Consider the following 24,108-nt stretch of genomic DNA (forward strand, 5'->3'; position numbering starts at 1 on the left):
GGGGTCGTGGGGTCGGGGCGCGCACGAAGGGCGGGGCGGGGGGGCGCGGCCGCGGGCGGCACGCGCGCCACCGGGGCGCGCGAACGACATCAATCAGTTCGGGGCGTTTTCAGGCGGGGCGCGCGGCTGCGCGAGACGAATGCCCTTGCGGGGGAAATCGGGAACGGCCGGGGCAGCCGCGCGGTAGGCGAACGTCCGTACGAAGCCCGGCATTGCGGGCAGGCTCGCGCCGAGTGCGACGTTCGCCGCGAAGCCCGGGCAGTACACGCAATGCGGCACGCCGGCATGATCGAACGACGATGTGTCGCGGTCGTCGCCCGACTGCGCGAGCACGACCTGGCGGGCGCCCGCTGCACTGCACAACTCGAGCGTGAGCTCGCCGGAGCCGCTCGACGCAAGACGCGCATAGCCGATGACGGGCGACAGTACGTTCAGTACCAGCGCCAGCCATACAAGGCCGATCCATCGCGTCGTTCGTTTCATCGCGGTCCAGGAAAAAGTGCGCGCAAGTATAACAAGCGACCCGATCGTTGCCGATCGCTCAGGACGCAATAGTCGGCATCGCAGCGCATGTGCCGTTAATACAACAGAGACAAAATCTAACGATTCGCCTCTGGCACAAATCCAAGCACGAGGTTGATAATCATCGAACCTGCTGGAGAAACAACCATGGACGAAAGACCAACTCGCATGCCACCGCCCGAGCAAGTGATGAGCCCGGATCCGGAACCCGTCGGCGTGGAATTCCTCGCCGAATTGCCCGAGCACGTCCGGGCATTCTTCGACGAGCAGCACAAGCTGTACTCGCCGAAGTGACCGCCTGTTCGGTTCTGTAACCGCCACGTGTCGATCATCGCTATCGTGCGGTTCATCGCTGCGCATCGCGCGCAATTCGCGTCGCACCCGGGCCGCAACAGCCTGACGGTGCCGGATCAGCTCGCCTGCTGATTCTTCTGTCGCGTCGCTACGCCGCGCGACTGTCTTCGTCTATTCTTCTGGTTTTCCACGTCCGGCCCGCCCGGCTCTCCCGATCATTCCGATGAAGCAAGCCATTCGTGCCAGCGTCGCTGTCGCCGCGCTCGGCGTCGCCCTCTTTTCGTCGCCGCGCATCGCCAGCGCAGACGGCGATGACACCGCCCTCACCAACGTCGTCGCGCTCGCGTCACAGCGCCTCGCGCTCGCCGAACCGGTCGCGCGATGGAAATGGGCGAATCACAAGGCGATCGAGGACCAGCCACGCGAAGCGGCACTGCTCACTTCGGTCGAGAAGCGCGCGGCACAGGCCGGCGTCGATCCTGCGTTCGCACGGACGTTCTTCGAGGATCAGATCGCCGCGAGCAAGGACGTACAGAACGCACTGTTCGCGACCTGGCGCGCGACGCGGCCGCCCGAGGGCACGCCGCCCGATCTCGCGACCAGCACGCGCCCCGCGCTCGACCGGCTGACGCAGAAAATGCTCGCGGGTCTCGCGCAAGTCGCGCCGCTGCGCGATGCGCCCGATTGCCAGGCGCGGCTTGCTCGCAGCATCGCGAACTGGAAGACGCTCACACGCTACGACTCGACGCAGACGCGGGCGCTCGACACTGCGCTGTCGCATGTCTGTTCGGCCGGCGGCGCAAGCGCAATCGGCTGACGCGGCAGGCAGGCACCGCAGGCGCGGATTGCGCCGCTGGGCTCAACCCGCGGGCGTCAGCGCAGCCAGCGGAATCAGCTGAAGCCCACGCGCGAGATGCGTCTGCAGCAGGCGATGAGTAAAGGGTTCGAACGTGCCGTCCGCCGCGTCGGCCACGAGCCGCGCGGCCGCATCGAGCGATTCGGCCGAACCGAGGTAACGCCAGCCGTCGATCACATGAAACAGGCGGCGCTCGCCGTTCGCCTCGAACGCAACGGCGCCCTCGAACGGCCAAGGCGCACCGCCCGCACGGGCCGTATCGGCCGCCGGACGCCGGTTGTACGACGGACGCAGCCGGGCGATCCATTGCGCTTCGGCCAGCATCGCGCCCAGTTCATTACCGGTCTCGTGCCATTCGACACGCCGCACCTGCTGCGCGAGCCGCATTTCCTTCGAAGAGCGCCGCTCGCCCGTCAGCAGCGCACGCAGCCGCTGCCGCACGCGCACGCTGCGACCGACATACAGCGCTGCGTCACCCTCCCCGAACAACGCATATGCGCCGCACCCGGCCGGCGCGGTGTCGAGCCAGGCTTCGGTCAGATCGCCGGCCAGACGGAAGTGGCGCGTCGTACGCGCGATCTGGTCGCGCAGCCGCTCGAGCGGCACGATGTCGTGCAGTTGACGCCAGAACTGCCAGAGCAGATCGGCATCCGCGAGCGCCCGGTGGCGCGCAGCCGGAACGAGACCATGCCGTTCGATCAACGCATCGAGCCCGTGCCGCGATTCGCGCGGAAACAGCGCGCGTGACAGCCGCACCGTACACAGCACATCGGGATTGAACGCGAAGCCGGCACGCTCGAATTCGGCGCGCAGGAAACCGCGGTCGAAACTCGCGTTGTGCGCAACGAACAGCTTGCCGTCGAGCCGCTCGAACAGCGCCGGCGCGAGCGACGCGAACGACGGCGCGTCGCGCACCATCGCGTCCGAAATGCCCGTCAGTTGCTGGATGAACGGCGGAATCGACTGGCCCGGATTGACGAGCGTCGTCCACGTCGACACGCCGAGCGGGCCGATTTCGACCACGCCGATTTCGGTGATGCGATGCTCGGCGGACGAGCCGCCGGTGGTTTCAAGGTCGACGAAAACGAGCGGTTGTTCGCTGGCGGGATCGGACAGGCGGGAATCGGACATGAAAAGACACGGAAACGATGCTTCCGTGAGTATGCACCGGCACGCGTGTTCGCCGCCAGCATGGACGGGAACGATCCGCCCCCGGAAAACAAAAAAGCCCCCGCCATGCGGGGGCCGGACGTGATCGGCAATGCGCGGCGCGTCAGACCGCCTGGATATTCGCTGCCTGCTTGCCTTTCGGCCCGACTTTCACGTCGAATGAAACACGCTGGTTTTCCTTCAGCGTCTTGAAGCCGTCCATCCGGATTTCGGAAAAGTGCGCAAACAAATCTTCACCGCCATTGTCCGACGTAATAAAGCCAAAGCCTTTAGCATCGTTAAACCATTTCACGATACCGGTATCCATGTCTTCGTTCCCCACTCGTTTAGATCAAAAAAGCTATTTTTATAGCCGTTTCCCGAAATCCCGAAACATTGCGCCAGCACCCGCACCAGCACGCCGCCCGAGGACGGTGTGCTGACTTTATAAATTGGACAATCCGGGTGCGTCAAGAAAATTTTTGACGACCTCTTTATAAAAAAAGCGCTAATGCCATTGGAATCGGTACACCATCGCCTTTGATTAATTGATTCGCATCAAAAACCTGTCAATATTACCGGGATCGGATCATTAATAATTTCGACCACGAAAATCCTACCGGGGACAAATCGACTCGGTAAAATCCTCGGGTTTTTTCCGGGTTGCGGAAATCCCGGGACGTTGCGATGCTGATGTAACGCCGTAAGGAAGGAGAAGGTCATGTGGCTGGACGGAATCAAGCGCTTCGCGAGCCGGCTCGGACGCGTACGTCGCAAGTCCCGCGCCCTGGCCGAGTCTGCTCGCGAAGCGCCGTGCGACACCGAGTTCGATACGACGTGGCACGGCGATCACTGGCAGAACCTGCTCGCATCGCCGCTGGACGCACGTCACTACGTGATGGAAGACTGGACCTATACGCCGCCGCACACCGAAACTGAGGAAGCTGCGCCGACGCGCAAGCGCAAGAAGCGGCGCTCGTACGCGCAATAGCACACGGAAAGCGGGCAAAAAAAAAAGCGCGACTGGGAAGTCGCGCCGACAAAGGTTTGGAGATCTTTTCCGTCAACGAAAAAGTCTGCTTCGGAAAGCAGAGATCGCAGTATAGCGAGAGAACAACCTTTCATTAGCCATGCTCCACACAAACCTCTATTGCCGAAGCGTCAATAATCGCGCCACGGCTGCCACCGCTTGCTGCTGATCGTCTGTCGCGACCACGCAACGCTCGTTACGTAGTCCTGATCGCAATTTTCCTTCGCTGCACTGCCGCAAACCCTTGATGGGTAACCGTTTCCACATGCCTATCGATCTTTGCGGATTCCAAAATACACTATTGCTTAAAGCGTAACCCGCCTCCGCTCCGCGCACTCCGTACACTGGAAATGGCTTTCTGAAACGCGCACCGCCGCTCTGCCGGGCCGGTCAAAGCGTCACGCAAACATGCCGGTTCTGCAGCAGGTTCGATCGACATCATCCTGTTTGGAGACAGATCCATGAAAAAAACCCTGATCGTCACCGCGTTGTCGGGTATATTCGTTACGGCAGCACACGCACAAAGCAGCGTTACGCTATACGGCTTGATCGACGCGGGCATCACCTACACGAACAACCAGCACGGCCACAGCGCCTGGCAGGAAACGAGCGGCTCGATCAACGGCAGCCGCTGGGGTCTGCGCGGCACCGAGGATCTCGGCGGCGGCCTGAAAGCAATCTTCACGTTGGAAAACGGCTTCGGCATCAACAACGGCACGCTGAAGCAGAACGGCCGCGAATTCGGCCGGCAAGCGTTCGTCGGCCTCGCGCACGACAGCTACGGCTCGCTGACCCTTGGCCGCCAGTACGACAGCGTCGTCGACTATCTCGGGCCGCTGTCGCTGACCGGCACGCAGTACGGCGGCACCCAGTTCGCGCATCCGTTCGACAACGACAACCTGAACAACTCGTTCCGGATCAACAACTCGGTCAAGTACCAGAGCGCGAACTACAACGGGCTGAAGTTCGGCGCGTTGTACGGCTTCTCGAATTCGTCCAGCTTCTCGAACAACCGCGCGTACAGCGTCGGCGCGTCGTACAGCTTCATGGGCTTCAACGTCGCGGCCGCGTACATGCAGCTGAACAACAACATCAATTCGCTGGCGCTCGCGGCAACCGATCCGGGCGCGGTCGCCGGCGACTGGACCTTCGCGGCCAGCCGCCAGCGCACCTGGGGCGGGGGCCTCAAGTACACGTTCGGGCCGGCGACCGCGGGCTTCGTGTTCACGCAGACGCGCCTGACCAATTCGGCCGGCATCAGCGCGGGCCAATCCGGCGTGTCGGGCGGCATTCCGCTGGCGGGCGGCACCCGCTTCAACAACTACGAACTGAACGGCCGCTATGCGCTCACGCCGGCGCTGTCGCTCGCGGGCTCGTACACGTACACCGACGGCCGTCTCGACGGCCAGAAGCCGAGCTGGCACCAGTTCAACCTGCAGGCCGACTATGCGCTGTCGAAGCGCACCGACGTGTACCTGCAGGGCGAATACCAGCGGGTGCTGGCGGACGGCCTGCCGATCGGCGCCAACATCAACGGGCTGGGTGCCGCATCGTCGACCAACAAGCAGATCGCGGTCACGGCCGGCCTGCGCCATCGCTTCTGAGCGACCGGCGCATCGGCTTCGCGCCGGATGACGAAGCGCCCCGCCGGGGCGCTTTTTCTTTGCCGGAATACGTGGGCCGCCGATCAGGCACCCGGTGCCGGATAACGAACGTCGAGTATGTCGATCGGCTGCGGGCCGGCCGGCGTCATCAGCGTAACGGTATCGCCGATCTTCGCCTTGATCAGCGCACGCGCGACCGGCGAAATCCAGCTGACGCAGCCGCGGTCGAGATCGACCTCGTCGATCCCGACGATCGTGACCGTGTGGTCCTCGCCGTCCGGCGTCTCGTAATCGACCGTTGCGCCGAAGAACACTTGGTCGACATTCTCCTGACGGCTCGCGTCGACGACTTCGGCGAGATCGAGCCGCTTCGTCAGGAAGCGGATGCGGCGATCGATCTCGCGAAGCCGCCGCTTGCCATAAATGTAGTCGCCGTTCTCCGACCGGTCGCCATTCGACGCGGCCCACGACACGAGCCGCACGACCTCGGGGCGCTCGACGTCGATCAGGTTCAGCAGCTCGTCCCGCAGCCGCTTGTGGCCGGCCGACGTGATGTAGTTCTTCGCGCCCGCGGGAATCGCGGGTTGAGCCTGGTCGAGATCGTCGTCGTCACCATCCGACTCTTTGACAAACGCCTTGTTCATGATGCAGATTCAACACGTGGATGACTGATGCTCCAAGGGTACACGAAGGGCGCTCCGTCAAAGTCGCGCCGCGTAATTCGCGAATAAGGCTTCCCTTTTTATACAACCCTGCTATAATTTCGCTTCTGCGTGCGGCTGTAGCTCAGTTGGATAGAGTACTTGGCTACGAACCAAGGGGTCGTGGGTTCGAATCCTGCCAGCCGCGCCACCTTTTCGAGGGCCTTCCAAACCGAAGGCCCTTTCAGTTCGAAGTAGTAGTGTTTTGTTTTGCGTGCGGCTGTAGCTCAGTTGGATAGAGTACTTGGCTACGAACCAAGGGGTCGTGGGTTCGAATCCTGCCAGCCGCGCCACCTTTTTGGGGGCCTTCCCATCGCAGAAGGTTCCGACAGTTGAAGCAGTACCGTTTTGCGTGCGGCTGTAGCTCAGTTGGATAGAGTACTTGGCTACGAACCAAGGGGTCGTGGGTTCGAATCCTGCCAGCCGCGCCACCTTAAAAGGGCTTTCCTCCAGGAAGGCCCTTTTTCTTTTCTGCCTCCCCTCTCCCGTCACTCGCGCCCCGATTTGCGAGCCGACGCGCTTCGGAAGAGCGCCGGCAAGGCCGCACCTTCGCTCCACGACGCACATGAAAACGGCGGCCATCAGCCGCCGTTGAACGATCGCCCTCGAGGGTACGCGTCAATAATCCTGCCGCTCGCGCTCGATGCGCATGCCGCCGTCGTGGCGCGCATGCGCGCCGTCGTCGGTCGAGCGCTCGCGCATGATCCGCATCACGTCCGGATTGGTTCGCACGCGCCGCATCACGTTCGCGAGATGCACGCGATCGCTGACCTGGATCACGAAACGCAGCACTGTCGATTCGTGCGTCAGATCCTCGTCCATCGCGATATGGACGATGTTCGCGTCGGCCGACGTGATGTCCGCCGCGACGCGCGCAAAGATGCCCTTCGTGTTCTTCACGAGCGCCTTCACCGCGACATCGAACAGTCGGCCCGGCTGCGGCGCCCATTCGACGTCGATCCAGCGGCCCGGATCGCGGCGATGGATGCGCTGCGCGACGCGGCAATCGGTCGTATGAATCGCCATCCCCAGGCCGATGCCGATGTAGCCCATGATCGCATCGCCCGGAATCGGCCGGCAGCATGCCGACAACTGCACGGACATCCCTTCGGTGCCGGTAATCACGACCGGCGGCGCATGATGCGCCGGATGCCGCTCGGACTTCGGCAGGTCGTCGTCCGCGTCGCGGCCGCTCATCAGCACCTCGATGCGCTTGGCCATCACCGCGGCGACGCGGCGGCCGAGGCCGATGTCCGCGAAAATTTCCTGACGGCTCTTGTTGCCCGTCCACTGCACGAGCTTTTCCCACACCTCAGGCGCAACGTCGGCCAGCGCGAGACCATAGCCCTTCAGGCTCTGGTCGACGAGCCGCTCGCCAAGCTGCACGGATTCGTTCAGGCGCATCGTCTTCAGGTAGTGACGAATCGCCGAGCGCGCCTTGCCGGTACGCACGAAGCCGAGCCACGCGGGGTTCGGCTTCGAGTACGGCGCGGTGATCACCTCGACGATGTCGCCGCTCTTCAGCTCGGTGCGCAGCGGCAGCAGCTCGTTGTTGATCTTCACGGCGACGCACTGGTTGCCGAGATCGCTGTGGATCGAATAGGCGAAATCGAGCGCCGTCGCGCCGCGCGGCAGCGCCATGATCTTCGACTTCGGCGTGAACACGTAGACCGCGTCGGGGAACAGGTCGATCTTCACGTGCTCGAGGAATTCGCTCGAATCGCCGGCTTCGCTCTGGATGTCGAGCAACGACTTCAGCCACTGGTGCGCGCGCTTCTGCACGTCGCTGAGATCCGCACTGCCGTTCTTGTACAGCCAGTGCGCGGCGACCCCCGCCTCGGCAATCTCGTGCATCTTGCGCGTGCGCACCTGGAACTCGATCGGTGCGCCGAACGGGCCGACGAGCGTCGTGTGCAGCGACTGATAGCCGTTGATCTTCGGGATCGCGATGTAGTCCTTGAACTTGCCGGGCACCGGCTTGTACAGCGAGTGCAGCGCGCCGATGCACGTGTAGCAGTCGAGCGCGCTGTCGACGACGACGCGAAAGCCGTACACGTCGAGTACCTGCGAGAACGACAGCTGCTTGTCGCGCATCTTGCGGTAGACGCTGTAGATCGTCTTTTCGCGGCCGGTGATCTCGGCGTCGATCTTCGCGTCGGCCATCGCGCGCTGCGCGGCCTCGAGGATCTTGCTGATCACTTCGCGGCGGTTGCCGCGCGCGGCCTTCACGGCCTTCTCGAGCGTCGCGTAGCGATGCGGGTTGAAGTTCGCGAAGCTCATGTCCTGCAGCTCGCGATACGTGTTGTTCAACCCGAGCCGGTGCGCGATCGGCGCGTAGATGTCGAGCGTTTCCCGCGCGACGCGGCGGCGCTTTTCCATCGGCACCGCGCCGAGCGTGCGCATGTTGTGCAGGCGGTCGGCGAGCTTGACGAGAATGACCCGCACGTCGCGCGCCATCGCGAGCAGCATCTTGCGGAAATTTTCCGCCTGCGCTTCCTCGCGGCTGCGGAATTCCATCTTGTCGAGCTTCGACAGGCCGTCGACCAGTTCGGCGACCTTCGGGCCGAACCGTTCGGCCAGCTCGTTCTTGGTCACGCCCTGGTCTTCCATCACGTCGTGCAGCAGCGCGGCCATCACGGCCTGCGCGTCGAGCTTCCAGCCGGCGCAGATTTCCGCGACGGCGACGGGATGGGTGATGTAGGGTTCGCCGCTCTGGCGGTATTGACCGAGGTGGGCTTCGTCGCTGAAGTGGAACGCCGCCTTGACCTCTTTGATTTCGTCCGGAGCGAGATACTCGGCAAGCGCGGCCGTCAGTTTCGCGATCGAAACGACGCCATGCTTGCGCGGCTGCTCCGGAGTGGCGGTCGGCCCGAACAGATGCCGGAAGGACTGTTCGAGGACCGCGTCGATGTACTGGCGCGCAGGCGACCGGGCCGTGGTTTCGGTGGTCGAATCCGCGGAGGCGGACGATGGGGTGGTGCTCATATTCGCCTCCAGGTCGAGTCGTTGCGCGCGTGGACTACATGGCTGGAACGGGCCGGATGCGCGTTACACCGGCACCTTCTTCAGCATCTCGACGCCGACCTGGCCGGCGGCGATCTCGCGCAGCGCGACGACGGTCGGCTTGTCGCGGCTTTCGATCTTCGGCGTATGGCCTTGCGCGAGCTGCCGCGCGCGATAGGTGGCGGCGAGCGCCAGTTCGAAGCGATTCGGGATTTGCTTCAGGCAGTCTTCGACGGTAATGCGAGCCATGTTGGTAATTCCTTCTGAATATAGTGCTTATTCTACCTTATGTCCCTCGTGCCCCGCGTCATTCCGCGTGGGGCAGATGGATGCCAAGCTCGATGAACAGCTCGGCGTGTCGCGCGTACTGCGAAGCAAAGCGCAGGCGCGTCGCCGCGACGATGCATTCGAGCTCCGCGAGCGCACGCTCGAAATTCTCGTTGATCACCACGTATTCCGCTTCCGACGCGTGCGCGATCTCGCTGCCGGCGGCAAGAAGACGCCGCGTGATCACGTTCGGCTCGTCCTGGCCGCGCTTCTTCAAACGCTCCTCGAGCGCGTCGAGCGACGGCGGCAGGATGAAGATGCCGACCGCGTTGCGGAACTGCTTCTTCACCTGCAATGCGCCCTGCCAGTCGATCTCGAGCAGCACATCGTGGCCGTTCTTCATCTGCTCTTCGATCCAGACGCGCGACGTGCCGTAGTAGTTGCCGTGCACTTCCGCGCTCTCGAGGAATTCGTGCGCCGCGTGACGCGTGCGGAAATCGTCGACGGTCGTGAAGTGGTAATGCTGGCCGTCCTGTTCGCCCGGGCGCGGCTTGCGCGTCGTGTACGAGATCGACAGGCAGATGTCGCTGTCCTTCGACAGCAGCGCATTCACGAGCGTCGACTTGCCGGCGCCCGACGGCGCGACGACCATGAACAGGTTGCCGGGATAGACGCCGCCGTGCAGCGAATGCGCGGCGTGGCCGTCGTGAGTGGGTTGGGTCATGTTGCGTTACTCCAGGTTTTGCACTTGCTCGCGCATCTGCTCGATCAACAGCTTGAGCGCCATCGACGCGTCGGCGAGTTCCTTCGCCGCCGCCTTCGAGCCGAGCGTGTTCGCTTCGCGATTCAGCTCCTGCATCATGAAGTCGAGACGCTTGCCGACGCGGCCGCCCTTCTCGATCACATGACGCGTTTCGTTAAGGTGCGCGGTGAGCCGCGACAGCTCTTCCGCGATGTCGATCCGGATCCCGTACATCGTCACTTCCTGACGAATGCGTTCCGCGGCTTCCTCGCGCGTCACGATCGGCGCGCTGCCTTCGGGCGCCGCGATGCCGAGCGCTTCCTGCAGCCGCTCGACGATCTTCTGCTGATGCTTCGCGATCAGCTCCGGCACGAGCGGCGTGATACGCGCGACGATCGCTTCCATCTCGGCGACGTTCGACAGCAGCATCGTCGCCAGTTGCGCGCCTTCGCGCGAACGCACGACGACGAGCTCGCCGATCGCTTCCTTGCCGCATGCGAGCACCGCGTCGCGGATCGCGTCGGCCGACACGCCGCTTTCCGCGATCACGCCGGGCCAGCGCAGGATCTCGCCCGCGCGCAGGCGGCCGACGCCCGGGAACGAGTCGAGCACCGCGCGCTCGAGATCGGCAAGCTGGCCGAGCGCCGACTGGTTCAACGCGCCCGCGCCGATGCTCTGTTCGCCGCGCTGCAGGTTGATGCGCACGTCGACCTTGCCGCGCGACAGCTTGTTCATCAGCATTTCGCGCAGCGCGGGTTCGCACGCGCGCACGTCGTCCGGCATCCGGAAATTCAGGTCGAGGAAGCGCGAGTTCACGGTGCGCAGTTCGACCGACACGCTGGTGCCGCCGTTGCCGGTGGCCGTTGCGAGTTCGCGCGTCGCGCTCGCGTAGCCCGTCATGCTGTAGATCATGGTTCGTCTCGCCGTCTGGTTGCCCTCGCGGGCGGGGATATGTCGAGGCGCCCGGCGCATCGGACAAGCGCGGGGCGGGAAGCGCGCATTATCCCATTTTTGCGGACCACCCCGCCGGGCAAGCCCGCCGTTCGGCGCTAAAATCGGGGTTTCCTCTCCTTCCGCGATTCCCACATGACGTCCTCCCTTTCCCGCCCGAGCGGCCGCCGCGCCGACGAACTGCGCAAGGTCGCCCTCACGCGCCACTACACGAAACATGCGGAAGGCTCCGTGCTGGTCGAATTCGGCGACACCAAGGTGCTCTGCACCGCGAGCGTCGCCGAGCGCGTGCCCGAATTCCTGCGCGACCGCGGGCAAGGCTGGCTGACCGCCGAGTACGGGATGCTGCCGCGCGCGACGCACACGCGCAGCGACCGCGAAGCCGCGCGCGGCAAGCAGACGGGCCGCACGCAGGAAATTCAGCGCCTGATCGGCCGCGCGCTGCGCGCGGTGTTCGATCTCGAGGCGCTCGGCCCGCGCACGGTCCACATCGACTGCGACGTGATCCAGGCCGACGGCGGCACGCGCACGGCGAGCATCACCGGCGCATTCGTCGCCGCGCACGACGCCGTGTCGAAGCTGATCGCGGCCGGCAAGCTCACGCGCTCGCCGCTCACCGACCACGTCGCCGCGATCTCGGTCGGCGTGTACGAAGGCGCACCGGTGCTCGACCTCGACTACGCGGAAGATTCGCGCTGCGACACCGACATGAACGTCGTGATGACGGGCGCCGGCGGCTTCGTCGAAGTCCAGGGCACGGCCGAAGGCGTGCCGTTCTCGCGCGCCGAGATGAATGCGCTGCTCGACCTCGCGCAGGGCGGGATCGCCGAGCTCGTGCAACTGCAGAAGGACGTCCTGGGCGCCGGCCATGCCTGACGATCGCACCATCGCGCCGCTGTCGCGCATCGTTCTCGCGTCGAACAACCCCGGCAAGCTGCGCGAATTCACCGCGCTGTTCTCGACGGTCGGCATCGAGATCGTCCCGCAAGGCGACCTTGCGGTGCCCGAGGCGGCCGAGCCGTTCGGCACGTTCATCGAGAACGCGCTGACGAAGGCGCGGCACGCGTCGCGGCTCACCGGGCTGCCGGCGATCGCCGACGATTCGGGCCTGTGCGTGCGCGTGCTGCGCGGCGCGCCGGGCGTCTATTCGGCGCGCTACGCGCAGCGCGCCGGCCGCGACAACGGCGACGCGGCGAACAACGCGTATCTCGTCGAGCAGTTGCGCGGCGTCGACGACCGGCGCGCATACTATTGCTGCGTGCTCGCGCTCGTGCGCCATGCGGACGATCCCGAGCCGCTGTTCGCCGAAGGGCGCTGGGCCGGCGAGATCGTCGACGCGCCGCGCGGCGAGCACGGATTCGGCTACGACCCGTATTTCTACCTGCCGTCGCTCGGCGCGACGGCAGCCGAACTCGAGCCGGCCGTGAAGAACACGCACAGTCATCGCGCGCTTGCGCTGAAGGCGCTGCTTGCGCGGCTCGCGGAGGAGGCATGACCATGCCCGATACCCATCCGCTGCGGGAGGTCGCATGAGCCAGGCAGCGGAAACCGGCGCGCGCGTCGTCGCGACGTTCACGTCACCCGGACAGGTGCGGCTCACGTCGCTGCCGCCGCTCGCGCTGTACGTGCATTTTCCGTGGTGTGTGCGCAAATGCCCGTACTGCGATTTCAACTCGCACGAGTGGAAAGGCGAACGGTTCCCGGAAACCGAGTATCTCGACGCGCTGCGCGCCGATCTCGAGCAGGCACTGCCGCTCGTGTGGGGACGGCAGGTGCATACCGTGTTCATCGGCGGCGGCACGCCGAGCCTGCTGTCGGCGGCCGGTCTCGACCGGATGCTGTCCGACGTGCGCGCGCTGCTGCCGCTCGACGCCGACGCCGAGATCACGCTCGAGGCGAATCCGGGCACGTTCGAGGCCGCGAAGTTCGCGCAGTTCCGCGCGAGCGGCGTGAACCGGCTGTCGGTCGGGATCCAGAGCTTCAACGAGGCGCACCTGAAGGCGCTCGGCCGGATTCACGACACCGCGCAGGCGCGCGCGGCCGTCGAGATCGCCGCGAAGAACTTCGACAACTTCAACCTCGACCTGATGTTCGCGCTGCCGAACCAGACGCTCGACGAATGCCGCACGGACATCGAGACCGCGCTGTCGTTCGCGCCGCCGCATCTGTCGCTGTACCACCTGACGCTCGAGCCGAACACGCTGTTCGCGAAGTTCCCGCCGGTCGTCCCCGACGACGATGCATCGGCCGACATGCAGGAATGGATCCACGCGCGCACGGCCGAGGCCGGCTACGGGCGCTACGAAGTTTCCGCTTATGCGAAGCCGAATCATCAGTGCAAGCACAACCTGAACTACTGGCGCTTCGGCGACTATCTCGGGATCGGCGCGGGCGCGCACACGAAGCTGTCGTTCCCGAACCGGATCCTGCGGCAGGCACGCTACAAGCATCCGGCGACCTTCATCGAGCAGGCGATGGCCGGCGCGGCCGTGCAGGAAGAGCGTGCAGTCGGCGCGCGCGACCTGCCGTTCGAGTTCATGCTGAACACGCTGCGGCTGGTCGAGGGCTTCCCCGTGCACAGCTTCGCCGAACGCACGGGCCTGCCGATGAGCACGATCGAGCCGGCGCTGAAGGAAGCGGAACGGCGCGGGCTGATCACGCGCGATTTCACGCAGATCGCGCCGACGCCGCTCGGCCAGCGTTTCCTCAACGACCTGCAGGAATTGTTCCTGCGCGACGATTGAAGCGATGCCGACTCCGGTCGACAGCGGCGGCATTTCGGTTACAATGCCGCCTCGCGTGGAAGCGTGGCCGAGCGGTTTAAGGCACTGGTCTTGAAAACCAGCGACGGGAAACTGTCCGTGAGTTCGAATCTCACCGCTTCCGCCAGGAAATTCGCCAAACCCCGTCCATTCGCTGAATGACGGGGTTTTTGTTTGTCCGCACGCCCGTCCCCCACGTTCCGACGCATCGAACCGGATGCCGTTACAATCCGGCGCTCCGATTCGCGAAACGGGAAACCCACGTCATGAAACCCTTCATCGTCTCGTCGCTCGTCGCCGTGCTGGCTGCCGTCAGCACGCACGCTGCGGCCGATACCGCCTCCGGCAGCGGCGCACCGGCGTCGTGCGCGATCGCGTACGTGACCGGCGTCGGCGGCTCGCCGCGCGGCCTGAGCGAATACCTCGCGAGCCCGTCGCCCTACAACTACCTGAAGGACAACGATCTCCAGTGCAAGGTGTCGGACGACGGTCGCACGTCGAACTGCACCGGCGTGACCTACCTCCGGAACGAACAGGTCAGCGTGTACGACGATTCCGATCCGGCAACGCTGACCGTCGTGGCGCGCGTGGAGCTCGACCACGGCCAGAAGTACCCGGTGATCGTCGTCGTGCAGCGAAAGGACGCGCGCTGCAAACAGTGACGCAGCCATGCGCGCGAGCGTGTCCGTCGAGACGGAACGTGCGCTCGCGGCGGTGCACAACCCAATCCGCGTAACGGCCGCTGTCGCGCCGCGCCGGAAGCCTCCCGGGCCGCCCCGCGATCACCTAGAATTCGTTCAACACGGCGACACGACCGCCGCCGCGTACTCGATGCCGCACGCGCCACCCCTGCGCGCGGCACACGGAGATCGCCATGACCGAACTGTCGACACCGACGGATCACGTCGATTACGAAGGCTTCGAGATCCATGTCGTGCCGGCCGCCGCGCCCGGCAACGACACGCGCTACACGTACACCGGCTACGTGTGCCATCCAGGCGCGAATCCCGCGCTGCCCGGCCACGCGGTGCCGTTCCATGCGGACGGCGAGGAAAGCTTCGCGAGCATCGATGAAGCGGTCCGCGAAGCCGTGCACATCGGCAAGAGCATCATCGACGGCACGCACCCCGACCTGTCGGTGCTGTCGCTCGTCACGCACGGCTTCTGAACCAGGCAGACGGCATCGCATGCGATTGTGCGGACATCGATTGCGATGCCGCATTCGGCGACCGCTGCGCGCGGCCGGACGATCGTCGCGAGCCTGCGCGCAACTCGCGTGTTGCGCCTCTCAAGCTTTCAACCTTGCAACACGTACGCCGGCACGCGCATGCGCGGCTGCAACGCGAGCCGGTCGAGCGCGCTGTCACATGTCACGTCACATCGCAACGCGCGGCGCGGCGCCCGGCCGTCATCATCAGCGATCGCAACGCCCGGCATCGCGCGTTATGCGTTTCTCCCGATATCGGCTTGCGTGCGTACGCCTATCATTTTTTTATAGTCACTTCTGGCTATCTCCCATGCGCCCCTTTCTCCGTCCGCGCGTCGACCGGCTCCGTATTGCTGCGCTGGCCGTCGTCGCCATGCTTGCCGCGTGCACGATCACGCCACCGCCGTCGCTGCGTTCGGTCCTGACGATTCCATCGATCACGCGCAGCGCGAGCCGCGCCCAGTATCGCGTCGAGATCGCGCAACGCGTTGCCGAACGCAATCCGTCCGGCATGCTGCACGGCACACCGCAGGCGATGCTCCGTTCGCTCGTCGTCGTCGCATTCACCGTCGATCGCGACGGCCGCCTCGTCAATGCCTCCATCTATCGCAGCAACGGCGACAGCGAGGCGGAAGCGCTCGCGCTCGCGTCGCTGCGCCGCTCGGCGCCGCTGCCTGCGCCGCCGTCGCGACTGCTCGACGGCAACGGCCAGATCGAAATGATGGAGGGCTGGCTCTTCAACGACGACGGCCACTTCCAGTTGCAAAGCACCGCGTCCGCGCAGGCGCAATCGCTCGACTGACCACCCGCCGCGTCGCGATTGCCGGTGTGCCGCGGTGCTGGCTATAATTTTCCGCAATCGCGCGGCCATCACGCCGCGCGCGCGTTCGCGCGCCCCACCCGGCATGCGAGCCGACCACGCCGGCACCGGGCGGCGGCGACATACCCGTCTCCATCGTCGACCGGCGGGTGACGTTCGCGCCACGGCGCGCGTCCACGCCGCCACCGCATCATCCGCTCGGCTGCCCATCGGCAGACGTCCGCCTGCCCGAGCGCACGCACAGCCGACCGCCCCAACGACAAAACGGAGACATCCATGTCCGCATCCCCCCCGGCCGTTGCACACGCAACCGGCTCGGCCGGCGCCGTCAGCCACCGGCGCATCGTGTTCGCGAGCTTCATCGGCACCGCGATCGAGTTCTACGATTTCTACGTGTACGCGACGGCCGCCGCGCTCGTCATCGGCCCCGTCTTCTTCCCGCACGGCTCCGCGACCGCGCAGGCGCTGTCCGCATTCGTCACGTTCGGCATCGCGTTCATTGCGCGCCCGATCGGCTCGTTCCTGTTCGGGCATTTCGGCGACCGCATCGGCCGCAAATCGACGCTCGTCGCGTCGCTGCTCGTGATGGGCGTGTCCACCACCGCGATCGGCTTCGTGCCCGGCTACGACGCGATCGGCACGCTCGCGCCGGTGCTGCTGTGCGTGCTGCGCTTCGGCCAGGGGATCGGCCTCGGCGGCGAATGGGGCGGCGCTGCGCTGCTCGCGACCGAGCACGCGCCGCAGGGCAAGCGCGGCTGGTTCGGGATGTTCCCGCAGCTCGGGCCCTCGGTCGGCTTCCTGATGTCGAACGGGCTGTTCTTCGCGCTCGCGCTGTCGCTGTCCGACGAGCAGTTCCGCAGCTGGGGATGGCGCATCCCGTTCCTGGTCAGCGCCGTGCTCGTCGCGCTCGGCCTGTACGTGCGGCTCAAGATCACCGAAACGCCCGCGTTCCAGGCAGCGCTCGACCGCAACGAGCGCGTGCGCGTGCCGGTCGCGACGCTCGTCACGCAACACTGGCAGCCGACGCTGCTCGGCGCGCTCGCGATGGTCGTCTGCTACACGCTGTTCTATATCTCGACAGTGTTCTCGCTGTCGTACGGCGTGTCGGCGCTGCATATTCCGCGCCAGAGCTTCCTCGGCCTGCTGTGTTTCGCGGTCGTGTTCATGGGGCTCGCGACGCCGCTTTCCGCGTGGGCATCGGACCGTTTCGGCCGCAAGCCGGTGCTCGTCGTCGGCGCAATCGCCGCGCTGCTGTCGGGTTTCGCGATGGAACCGCTGCTCGGCAGCGGCTCGATGCCGCTCGTCGCGCTGTTCCTGACGATCGAACTGTTCCTGATGGGCGTGACGTTCGCGCCGATGGGCGCGTTGCTGCCGGAACTGTTCCCGACCAACGTCCGCTACACGGGCGCGGGCGTCGCGTACAACCTCGGCGGGATTCTCGGCGCGTCGATCGCGCCGTATATCGCGCAACTCCTGGCTGCGCGCGGCGGGCTGTCGTGGGTCGGCGGCTACGTATCGGTCGCGGCGGCGATCAGCCTGGTCGGCGTGCTGCTGATGCGCGAAACGCGCGACGCGTCGCTCGTCTGAGACTCCGGGACGGCCCGGGTTGTGCGGCGACCGGCGCTACCTATACTCGATCCTGGGCGCGCCGCCGCGCGCCCCCGGGATCCCGCCCCGAAGGAGCCGCGCCATGAACATCCGCCTCGGCAATGCCGATCTCGTCCTGATCCTCGCGCTCGCGCTGGGTGGCGCGCTGCTGCTCGCGCTGCGCTTCCGGCCGAAGACATGGCGCGGCCTCGTGTTCGAGGCGCTGCTGGCGAATCTGGCGGCCATCGCCGCCGTCATAACGGTCGAGGCGCTGCTGGCCTGAACCGGCCCGCCCCGCTGCGTCAGGCCGTCAGCCGCGCGCGCAGCGCGCCATACGCAGGGTCGACCGTATCGATCGCGTCGAGCGCCTGCTCGACGGACGGGATCGTGCCCGGCTCGCCGATCGACAGTGCATTCGGTGCGCCGCCGATGCCGCAATGGTGACGCGACGTCGCGACGAAAATCATCACGGTCGGCCGCTGCAGCGCGTGCGCCATATGCACGAACCCCGTATCGACCCCCACCACGAGCGCGGCCCGGCCGAGCGCCGCGCCGAGTTCGCGCACGGTCATCGCGGGCAGCACGATCGCGCCCGGCGCGCGCGCGGCGATGTCCTGCGCATCGTCATGCTCGGCAGCCGATCCCCACGGCACCAGCACGCGCACGCCACGCGCCATCATCTGCGTGGCGAGCGCGGCCCAGTGGTCGGCCGGCCATTTCTTGTCGGGATTGGACGTCGCATGGAACAGCAGCATGAACGGCGCGCCGTCGGTCACGGCGGCCGGCAGGCTCGCGTCCTGCGGCGCGACGATGCCGTACCTGGCGACGCCTTCGGGCACGTAGCCGAGCGCCTCGCCGGCGCTCACGCGCATCCCGTGCCATGCGTCGCAGTCCGGCCGCGGGCCGAAGCGATGCGAATACGCGAAGCGTGCGCCCGTTTCGCCGAGATCCTGAGTCTGGTAGCCGACGCGGCGCGCGGCGCGCGCCAGCGCCGAAATGATCGCGCTCTTGTAGACGCCGTGCAGGTCGATGACGGCATCGTAACGGTGCGCACGCAACGCACCGATCGACGCCGAGATCGCCTTCAGGTCGCCGGCATTCCGGAGTTTCTTGAAGCGTCGCAGCGGCGCGCACAGGACGGCGCTCACGCCCGGATGCCAGCGCACGACCTCGGCGCACGATTCGTCGACGGCCCAGTCGACCGTCACGCCGGGAAAGGCGCGATGCAGGTCCGCGACGACGGGCAGCGTCTGGACGACGTCGCCGAGCGACGTCACTTTTACGATGAGGATGCGTTTCACGATATGTGGGGATTGACGACCATTTCGGCATGCTAGCGACGGTTGCCGCGCGCGAACATTACTTCAGCATTACATTTGCAACAAAATGCATCAAGCTTGCGAAACGCTGTCGCCCCCGGCGTGGCTCCGGTTCCTTCTTATAATGCGGTCTTTGCCTTCCGGCCCGCGCCGATGCCACGCCCCGCCCTTCCCGCGCTGTTTCCTGCTCTCACCCGCCGCTCGCTGCGCATCTGGCGCCAGTACGGCGTTTTCTGGCTCGGCGCGATCGTCGTCGGCCTCGCGGCCGTGCTCTACGCGCGGCTGATCGACTGGGGCTACGAGACGTTCCGCACGATGCGCGATCATGCCACGTGGCTGCCGCTGCTGCTGACGCCGGCGATCGCCGCCCTGTCGGTGTGGATCACGCGCCGGTTCTTCCGCGGCGCCGAGGGCAGCGGCATCCCGCAGGTGATCGCAACGCTGCATGCGCGCCCGAGTGCATTCGGCGCCCGGCTGCTGACGCTGCGCATCCTGTTCGGCAAGGTGCTGGTCTCGTTCCTGGGCATCCTCGGCGGCTTCACGATCGGCCGCGAGGGGCCGACCGTGCAGGTCGGCGCGGCGCTGATGTTCAACCTGCGGCGCTTCTACCCGCGCTCGAACGCGCAGATCGAACGCCAGCTGGTGCTGGCCGGCGCGGCAGCCGGGCTGTCGGCCGCATTCAATACGCCGCTCGCCGGGATCGTGTTCGCGATCGAGGAGCTGACCCGCAGCTTCTCCGCGCGCGCGAGCGGCGTGCTGATCACCGCGATCATCCTCGCCGGTGTCGTCGCGCTCGGCCTGAACGGCAACTACACGTATTTCGGCACGATCGATGCCGGCCTCCATTTTCCGAAGCTGCTGGCGCTCGCGGTGCTGGTCACCGCGATCGTGACGGGCATCGCGGGCGGCCTGTTCTGCTGGCTGCTGCTCAACACGGGCCGCTGGCTGCCCGCGCAACTGCTCGGCCTGTATCGCGAGCGTCCGATCGCGTTTGCCGCGCTGTGCGGCTTCGCGATCGCCGTCGTCGGCCTCGTGTCGGGCGGCACGACGTTCGGCAGCGGCTACGCCGAGGCGCGCGGCCTGCTCAACGGCCGCGAGCAGTTGTCGGTGTTCTACCCGTTCCTGAAAATGGTGTCGATGGTCGCGTCGTACCTGCCGGGCATCCCGGGCGGGATCTTCGCGCCGTCGCTGTCGATCGGCGCCGGGTTCGGCAACCTGCTGCACCTCGTGTTCGGCAACATGAGCCTGCCGATGCTGATCGCGCTCGCGATGGTCGGCTATCTTGCGGCCGTCACGCAGTCGCCGATCACGTCGTTCGTGATCGTGATGGAGATGATCAACGGCCACGCGCTCGTGATTTCGCTGATGGCCACCGCGCTGGTGTCGAGCCGCGTGTCGCGCTTTTTCGCGCCGCCGCTCTACGAAGCGCTCGCCCAGCGCTATCTCGCGCCGCCCGTTGCGGCCGCGGCAACCGCGACGGGTGCGGCGGCCGCGACCGGCGTCACCGAGCCGCAGGATGCGACCGCCGCGCCCGCCGATCCGCTCGACACGCTGCGCGACGAAGGCAGCGACGCGCCGGCCGCCGCTGCGCCGGGCGAACACGCGGCACGCGCAACGGCGACGCACGACGACGACCCGGCGCAGCCCGGCCCGCGCGACGCTCAGTAAATCACGACGGGTGCCGGCCGGTAGTAGACGGGCCGCGCTGGCACGACGATGCACCCGGCCAGCGTGATCGCGACGAGCGCGATGGCGATTGCGGTTCTTTTCATCACGCGCCTCCGTCACGCCCAGTGGCCGCGGGTCCAGAACCAGTTCGGACCCCGCTGATCCCAGTGGCCCGGCACCCAGCGCATACCGACGCGCTCGGCTTCCCAGTGACCGCCGATCCACACGTAGCGGCCATGATCCCAGTGCCAGTGACCGCGCTCCCACACATAGCCCACCCGCGCCGTCGGCAGGACCTCGTAGCGCACGGGCGGTGGCGCATTCGGCGCGACGACGACGATTTCCTCGGCGCGCACGGCGACCGGTTCGGCGACGACCACGCGGCCCTGCGGCGCGATCACGGGTGCGCCGACGAGAATCTCGTCCGCATGCGCGGCAAACGGCGCGGCGACGGCTGACAGGCCCGCGGCAAACAGCGCGAGCGAAACGATACGACGGTGAACGGTGGAGACAGCCATCACAACCTCCTGGTTGAACAAGTAACGCAAAGCGTATTCGTTCAATGCGGGAGGACCGATAACGGCCGACAGACGCGTTGTTACGGCGTGCCCGAAAGTGCAACAGGGCGTAAGACGCGCACGGCGGCGGGTGCCGCCGTGCGGAGGGACAGGCAAGCGTCAGGCTTGCGGAATCTCGATCTTCACTTCAAGGACTTCGAGATCGTCCTGGCGCTCGAGGCTCACGCGGATGTCATCGTCCGAAATATGGACGTACTTCGAGATGACCGCGACGAGTTCCTTCTGCAGCGCCGGCAGGTAGTCGGCCGGCGGCCGGCCACCGACCCGTTCGTGCGCGATGATGAGCTGCAGGCGCTCCTTCGCGACCGATGCGGACTTCTTCTTCTCGCCGAGGAGAAACGAAAGGATGGACATGGGCGGCCTCCGTTACTTGCTGCCGAAGAGGCGCTGCAGCAGGCCCGGCTTCTGGTAATCGGTGAAGCGCAGCGGCTTGTCCTCGCCGAGGAAGCGCGCGACGACGTCCTTGTACGCTTCGGCGACGTCGGTGCCGTCGATGTGCACGGCCGGCAGGCCCTGGTTCGACGCATGCAGCACGGCTTCCGACTCGGGCACCACGCCGATCAGCTTGATGCGCAGGATCTCGCTGATGTCCTCGAGCGACAGCATCTCGCCTTCGCTCACGCGCTTCGGGCTGTAGCGCGTGATCAGCAGGTGTTCCTTGATCGGATCCTTGCCTTCGGTCGCGCGCTTCGTCTTCGACGACAGGATGCCGAGAATGCGGTCCGAGTCGCGCACCGACGACACTTCCGGGTTCGTGACGATCAGCGCTTCGTCCGCGAAGTACATCGCGTGCAGCGCGCCGGCCTCGATGCCGGCCGGCGAATCGCAGACGATGTATTCGAAGTCCATCGCGACCAGGTCGTTCAGCACCTTCTCGACACCGTCGCGCGTCAGCGCATCCTTGTCGCGCGTCTGCGACGCCGGCAGGATGAACAGGTTCTCGCACTTCTTGTCCTTGATCAGCGCCTGGTTCAGGTTCGCTTCGCCCTGGATCACGTTCACGAGGTCGTACACCACGCGGCGCTCGCAGCCCATGATGAGATCGAGGTTGCGCAGGCCGACGTCGAAGTCGATCACGGCCGTCTTGTGGCCGCGCAGCGCGATACCGGACGCAAAGCTCGCGCTCGTCGTCGTTTTGCCCACGCCGCCCTTGCCCGAGGTCACCACGATGATTTTTGCCATTTACCCAATACCCTGTGTTCGTCAATGAGAGCCGATCGATCCGGCGCGCACCGCGTGAATTACGTCAGGCGCAGCGGTTCGATCATCAGTTTTTCCTCTTCGAGCCGGATCTGCACCGCTTTGCCCAGTACTTCGGCGGGCAACGGGTTCTCGGTTGTTCGATAGATACCCGCGATCGAAATCAGTTCCGGTTCGAGACACGTGCAGAAAATGCGCGCGTCGTGATTGCCGTGCACGCCCGCGAGTGCGCGGCCGCGCAACGGCGCGTAGATGTGGATATTGCCTTCCGCGATGATCTCCGCACCGTGACTGACCGGCGCAAGCACCACGAGGTCTCCTTTCGCGTAAATCTGCTGCCCCGAACGCAACGGCCGGTCGATCACGAGCGTCTGTCCGCCCGTCTGGTTCGACGCCGGCGCCGGCTCGGACGCCTGCTCGGGCGCCGCCGCGGCGGCTGCAGCGACGACCGCCTCGGCGACCGGCGACGCTTCCGAGCCCTCGTCCGGCTTCGCGGCCGGCGCGCGGCGATCGCGCACCTCGAGCAACGGCAGGCCGCCTTCCGCCGCCCAGCCCTGCGTTGCCGATGCGATCACGCCCACCGGACGCATCCGCACGTCGTTCAGCATCTGGCGGATATCGGCCAGCGCGACGCGCTCGCCCTCCGCCAGGCGGCGGACGTCGATCGCGACGACATCGTCGGCAAAAAACTCGGGAGTCGCTTCGAAGCGCTTGACCAGTTCGGCACGCAACGCGTCGAGATCGGTCGTCTTCACGGTGAACAGCAACGTATCGACCGATCCGCTGCGCAGCTCGAAGAATGGCGATTTTTTAAGCGACATGGACACTCTGCAAAAATTTTTTGCGTATTTTACAGGCGTCCACGCGCGCGGCCATTATTTTTGGGACACCGGGTTGCGATGGCCGGGCGGGCGCGCAACCCGCAGATGGGCAGGCAGGCGGGCGACCAGACCTTCATCGCGCCGCGCGGGCGTCACGTCAGTGCTTCACTTGCGACACGAACAGCGATTTCATCGCGCCGGGCATCCGCGCGATCGGCGCGTGTTCGCCGGTGTTGCCGAAACCTGCGCGCTCGTAGAAACGGATCGCGTTGCGGTTCGCATCGGCGATCCATGCATAGACCTCCCGGGCGCCGCGCTCGGCGAGCCACGCGGTGGCCGTTTCCAGCAGCAGCACGCCGCCGCGCAGGTGACGTACCGCGTGCGCGACCCACAGCTCGCTGACGAACGCACGCCGGTCGGGCGTGTTGTCGAAATACGCGCCGATCATGCCGGCCGGATGGCCTTCGGTGTACAGCAGGAAAGTCGTCGACTCGTCGGACACGGCACGCTGCGCGGCAATCGCCGACGCTGCGTCCGTTTCGACGTTCAGCAATTCGGCCTCCGGCGCTTCGCCGGGTGCATAGGGCTCACGCAGCGACGCGGCGCGGAGTTCGCGATACACGCTGCCCTGGTCGGCAACGATACGACGAACGGTCAAGGTCGAACTCATGCAGGCACAGCCCCCTTCGGACAGCAAGCTAGTAGCTTCAACCGAAAGCGGGGCATGAGTCAAATCGTTATTTTCAAACGGCGGCGCGAATCGAAAGGCGACAGGCGTCGTCGCCGGCGGCGTGTACCAACCGGTGTGCAGATGCAGCATCGGCATATCGACGCGTGCCGACGGACGGCAGCCGCGGCCTCTTCGTTCGACGCCTCGCTTCGTTCGCCTTGCTATACGCGGCAGACGCGTTTCGGGCGCTTTGCATCTCGTCCCGAAGACTGTAATGATCCGTAATATATGTAGCCGAAACAGGTGCCCCGCCGATACCAGCCCCATTTTGCTTATTGCGTTGCAACATTCGTTGCA

27 protein-coding genes and 4 tRNA genes are annotated in these 24,108 nt (G+C 65.8%); 17 read left to right on the forward strand and 14 right to left on the reverse strand.

From position 1 onward, the window contains the following. Positions 1–93 precede the first annotated feature (93 nt). Positions 94–483 carry a DUF2946 domain-containing protein gene (locus tag ACPUER_RS12270; protein ID WP_425131242.1) on the reverse strand — a complete coding sequence of 130 codons (390 nt, stop codon included), beginning with the start codon at positions 481–483 and terminating at the stop codon, positions 94–96. Between the two features lie 186 nt (positions 484–669). Between ACPUER_RS12270 and ACPUER_RS12275 the strand changes: the two genes are divergently transcribed. Together ACPUER_RS12275 and ACPUER_RS12280 are read left to right on the forward strand one after the other, a co-directional pair. Beyond that, positions 670–816 carry a hypothetical protein gene (locus ACPUER_RS12275; RefSeq protein WP_009690993.1) on the forward strand — a complete coding sequence of 49 codons (147 nt, stop codon included), beginning with the start codon at positions 670–672 and terminating at the stop codon, positions 814–816. A 223-nt stretch (positions 817–1,039) separates the two neighbouring features. After that, positions 1,040–1,633 carry a chorismate mutase gene (locus ACPUER_RS12280; RefSeq protein WP_072436090.1) on the forward strand — a complete coding sequence of 198 codons (594 nt, stop codon included), beginning with the start codon at positions 1,040–1,042 and terminating at the stop codon, positions 1,631–1,633. Positions 1,634–1,675: 42 nt separating this feature from the next. Here ACPUER_RS12280 and ACPUER_RS12285 read toward each other — a convergent pair whose 3' ends face one another. Both ACPUER_RS12285 and ACPUER_RS12290 read right to left on the reverse strand, forming a co-directional pair. Beyond that, positions 1,676–2,803 carry an exonuclease domain-containing protein gene (locus tag ACPUER_RS12285; protein ID WP_425131243.1) on the reverse strand — a complete coding sequence of 376 codons (1,128 nt, stop codon included), beginning with the start codon at positions 2,801–2,803 and terminating at the stop codon, positions 1,676–1,678. 142 nt (positions 2,804–2,945) lie between these two features. Continuing rightward, entirely contained in the window at positions 2,946–3,149 is a 204-nt protein-coding gene (locus tag ACPUER_RS12290; protein WP_006476615.1) for a cold-shock protein, read from the reverse strand. 393 nt (positions 3,150–3,542) lie between these two features. Here ACPUER_RS12290 and ACPUER_RS12295 point away from each other — a divergent pair, with 393 nt between their 5' ends. Both ACPUER_RS12295 and ACPUER_RS12300 read left to right on the forward strand, forming a co-directional pair. Next, the gene (locus ACPUER_RS12295; protein WP_175963681.1) at positions 3,543–3,812 is read left to right on the forward strand and encodes a hypothetical protein; all 270 of its coding nucleotides are present in this window, start codon (positions 3,543–3,545) and stop codon (positions 3,810–3,812) included. 500 nt (positions 3,813–4,312) lie between these two features. After that, positions 4,313–5,455 carry a porin gene (locus ACPUER_RS12300; RefSeq protein WP_425131244.1) on the forward strand — a complete coding sequence of 381 codons (1,143 nt, stop codon included), beginning with the start codon at positions 4,313–4,315 and terminating at the stop codon, positions 5,453–5,455. 83 nt (positions 5,456–5,538) lie between these two features. On the opposite strand, the gene greB is transcribed toward ACPUER_RS12300, so the two are convergent. Further along, positions 5,539–6,099 carry a transcription elongation factor GreB gene (gene greB, locus ACPUER_RS12305; protein ID WP_425131245.1) on the reverse strand — a complete coding sequence of 187 codons (561 nt, stop codon included), beginning with the start codon at positions 6,097–6,099 and terminating at the stop codon, positions 5,539–5,541. Positions 6,100–6,230: 131 nt separating this feature from the next. Between greB and ACPUER_RS12310 the strand changes: the two genes are divergently transcribed. From ACPUER_RS12310 to ACPUER_RS12320, 3 genes are all read left to right on the forward strand, one after another. After that, positions 6,231–6,307, forward strand: a tRNA-Arg gene (locus tag ACPUER_RS12310). A 65-nt stretch (positions 6,308–6,372) separates the two neighbouring features. Continuing rightward, positions 6,373–6,449, forward strand: a tRNA-Arg gene (locus tag ACPUER_RS12315). A 61-nt stretch (positions 6,450–6,510) separates the two neighbouring features. Continuing rightward, a tRNA-Arg gene (locus tag ACPUER_RS12320) sits at positions 6,511–6,587 on the forward strand. A 187-nt stretch (positions 6,588–6,774) separates the two neighbouring features. Here ACPUER_RS12320 and ACPUER_RS12325 read toward each other — a convergent pair. The 4 genes from ACPUER_RS12325 to ACPUER_RS12340 form a co-directional block, all read right to left on the reverse strand. Further along, positions 6,775–9,141 (reverse strand): RelA/SpoT family protein, encoded by a 2,367-nt coding sequence (locus ACPUER_RS12325; protein WP_425131246.1) that lies wholly within the window; start codon positions 9,139–9,141, stop codon positions 6,775–6,777. A 63-nt stretch (positions 9,142–9,204) separates the two neighbouring features. After that, positions 9,205–9,408, reverse strand: a complete 204-nt coding sequence (rpoZ, locus tag ACPUER_RS12330) for a DNA-directed RNA polymerase subunit omega (RefSeq protein ID WP_006025620.1) — start codon at positions 9,406–9,408, stop codon at positions 9,205–9,207. Positions 9,409–9,466: 58 nt separating this feature from the next. After that, positions 9,467–10,150, reverse strand: coding sequence for a guanylate kinase (gene gmk, locus ACPUER_RS12335; RefSeq protein WP_111017610.1), 684 nt, complete (start codon positions 10,148–10,150; stop codon positions 9,467–9,469). 6 nt (positions 10,151–10,156) lie between these two features. Then, positions 10,157–11,080: a YicC/YloC family endoribonuclease gene (locus ACPUER_RS12340; protein WP_034182984.1), complete on the reverse strand. Its 924-nt coding sequence runs from the start codon at positions 11,078–11,080 to the stop codon at positions 10,157–10,159. Between the two features lie 174 nt (positions 11,081–11,254). Between ACPUER_RS12340 and rph the strand changes: the two genes are divergently transcribed. The 9 genes from rph (at position 11,255) to ACPUER_RS12385 (ending at position 17,778) form a co-directional block, all read left to right on the forward strand. Further along, positions 11,255–11,995 carry a ribonuclease PH gene (gene rph / locus ACPUER_RS12345; RefSeq protein WP_425131247.1) on the forward strand — a complete coding sequence of 247 codons (741 nt, stop codon included), beginning with the start codon at positions 11,255–11,257 and terminating at the stop codon, positions 11,993–11,995. Further along, complete coding sequence (gene rdgB / locus ACPUER_RS12350) at positions 11,988–12,614, forward strand: RdgB/HAM1 family non-canonical purine NTP pyrophosphatase (protein WP_175963677.1); 627 nt, start codon at positions 11,988–11,990, stop codon at positions 12,612–12,614. The genes rph and rdgB overlap by 8 nt, the downstream gene beginning before the upstream one ends. Before the next feature lie 34 nt (positions 12,615–12,648). Continuing rightward, the gene (gene hemW / locus ACPUER_RS12355; RefSeq protein WP_425131248.1) at positions 12,649–13,863 is read left to right on the forward strand and encodes a radical SAM family heme chaperone HemW; all 1,215 of its coding nucleotides are present in this window, start codon (positions 12,649–12,651) and stop codon (positions 13,861–13,863) included. Positions 13,864–13,920: 57 nt separating this feature from the next. Then, positions 13,921–14,008: transfer RNA gene (locus ACPUER_RS12360), tRNA-Ser, on the forward strand. Positions 14,009–14,147: 139 nt separating this feature from the next. Next, positions 14,148–14,543 (forward strand): hypothetical protein, encoded by a 396-nt coding sequence (locus tag ACPUER_RS12365; protein ID WP_175963676.1) that lies wholly within the window; start codon positions 14,148–14,150, stop codon positions 14,541–14,543. 212 nt (positions 14,544–14,755) lie between these two features. Next, complete coding sequence (locus ACPUER_RS12370; RefSeq protein WP_175963675.1) at positions 14,756–15,049, forward strand: hypothetical protein; 294 nt, start codon at positions 14,756–14,758, stop codon at positions 15,047–15,049. A gap of 349 nt (positions 15,050–15,398) precedes the next feature. Beyond that, the gene (locus ACPUER_RS12375; RefSeq protein ID WP_310137103.1) at positions 15,399–15,890 is read left to right on the forward strand and encodes a TonB family protein; all 492 of its coding nucleotides are present in this window, start codon (positions 15,399–15,401) and stop codon (positions 15,888–15,890) included. Positions 15,891–16,184: 294 nt separating this feature from the next. After that, positions 16,185–17,495 (forward strand): MFS transporter, encoded by a 1,311-nt coding sequence (locus tag ACPUER_RS12380; protein ID WP_072436102.1) that lies wholly within the window; start codon positions 16,185–16,187, stop codon positions 17,493–17,495. Positions 17,496–17,598: 103 nt separating this feature from the next. Then, positions 17,599–17,778, forward strand: coding sequence for a hypothetical protein (locus ACPUER_RS12385; RefSeq protein WP_034182977.1), 180 nt, complete (start codon positions 17,599–17,601; stop codon positions 17,776–17,778). 19 nt (positions 17,779–17,797) lie between these two features. Here ACPUER_RS12385 and waaC read toward each other — a convergent pair whose 3' ends face one another. Next, the gene (gene waaC / locus ACPUER_RS12390) at positions 17,798–18,796 is read right to left on the reverse strand and encodes a lipopolysaccharide heptosyltransferase I (protein ID WP_425131249.1); all 999 of its coding nucleotides are present in this window, start codon (positions 18,794–18,796) and stop codon (positions 17,798–17,800) included. 171 nt (positions 18,797–18,967) lie between these two features. Here waaC and ACPUER_RS12395 point away from each other — a divergent pair, with 171 nt between their 5' ends. After that, positions 18,968–20,482 (forward strand): chloride channel protein, encoded by a 1,515-nt coding sequence (locus ACPUER_RS12395; protein ID WP_425131250.1) that lies wholly within the window; start codon positions 18,968–18,970, stop codon positions 20,480–20,482. 116 nt (positions 20,483–20,598) lie between these two features. On the opposite strand, the gene ACPUER_RS12400 is transcribed toward ACPUER_RS12395, so the two are convergent. The 5 genes from ACPUER_RS12400 to ACPUER_RS12420 all read right to left on the reverse strand — a co-directional run bounded on the left by ACPUER_RS12400 (position 20,599) and on the right by ACPUER_RS12420 (position 23,901). Then, entirely contained in the window at positions 20,599–21,000 is a 402-nt protein-coding gene (locus ACPUER_RS12400; protein ID WP_175963671.1) for a YXWGXW repeat-containing protein, read from the reverse strand. A 159-nt stretch (positions 21,001–21,159) separates the two neighbouring features. Next, positions 21,160–21,414 (reverse strand): cell division topological specificity factor MinE, encoded by a 255-nt coding sequence (gene minE / locus ACPUER_RS12405; RefSeq protein WP_006476634.1) that lies wholly within the window; start codon positions 21,412–21,414, stop codon positions 21,160–21,162. A gap of 12 nt (positions 21,415–21,426) precedes the next feature. Next, on the reverse strand, positions 21,427–22,242 hold the full coding sequence (gene minD / locus ACPUER_RS12410; protein WP_034182973.1) for a septum site-determining protein MinD: 816 nt from the start codon (positions 22,240–22,242) through the stop codon (positions 21,427–21,429). A 59-nt stretch (positions 22,243–22,301) separates the two neighbouring features. Next, the gene (minC, locus tag ACPUER_RS12415) at positions 22,302–23,081 is read right to left on the reverse strand and encodes a septum site-determining protein MinC (protein ID WP_425131251.1); all 780 of its coding nucleotides are present in this window, start codon (positions 23,079–23,081) and stop codon (positions 22,302–22,304) included. 157 nt (positions 23,082–23,238) lie between these two features. After that, entirely contained in the window at positions 23,239–23,901 is a 663-nt protein-coding gene (locus ACPUER_RS12420) for a GNAT family N-acetyltransferase (RefSeq protein WP_244137432.1), read from the reverse strand. Positions 23,902–24,108 lie beyond the last annotated feature (207 nt).

The sequence above is a fragment of the Burkholderia sp. DN3021 genome, from assembly GCF_049805555.1.
Lineage (GTDB): Bacteria > Pseudomonadota > Gammaproteobacteria > Burkholderiales > Burkholderiaceae > Burkholderia > Burkholderia pyrrocinia_C.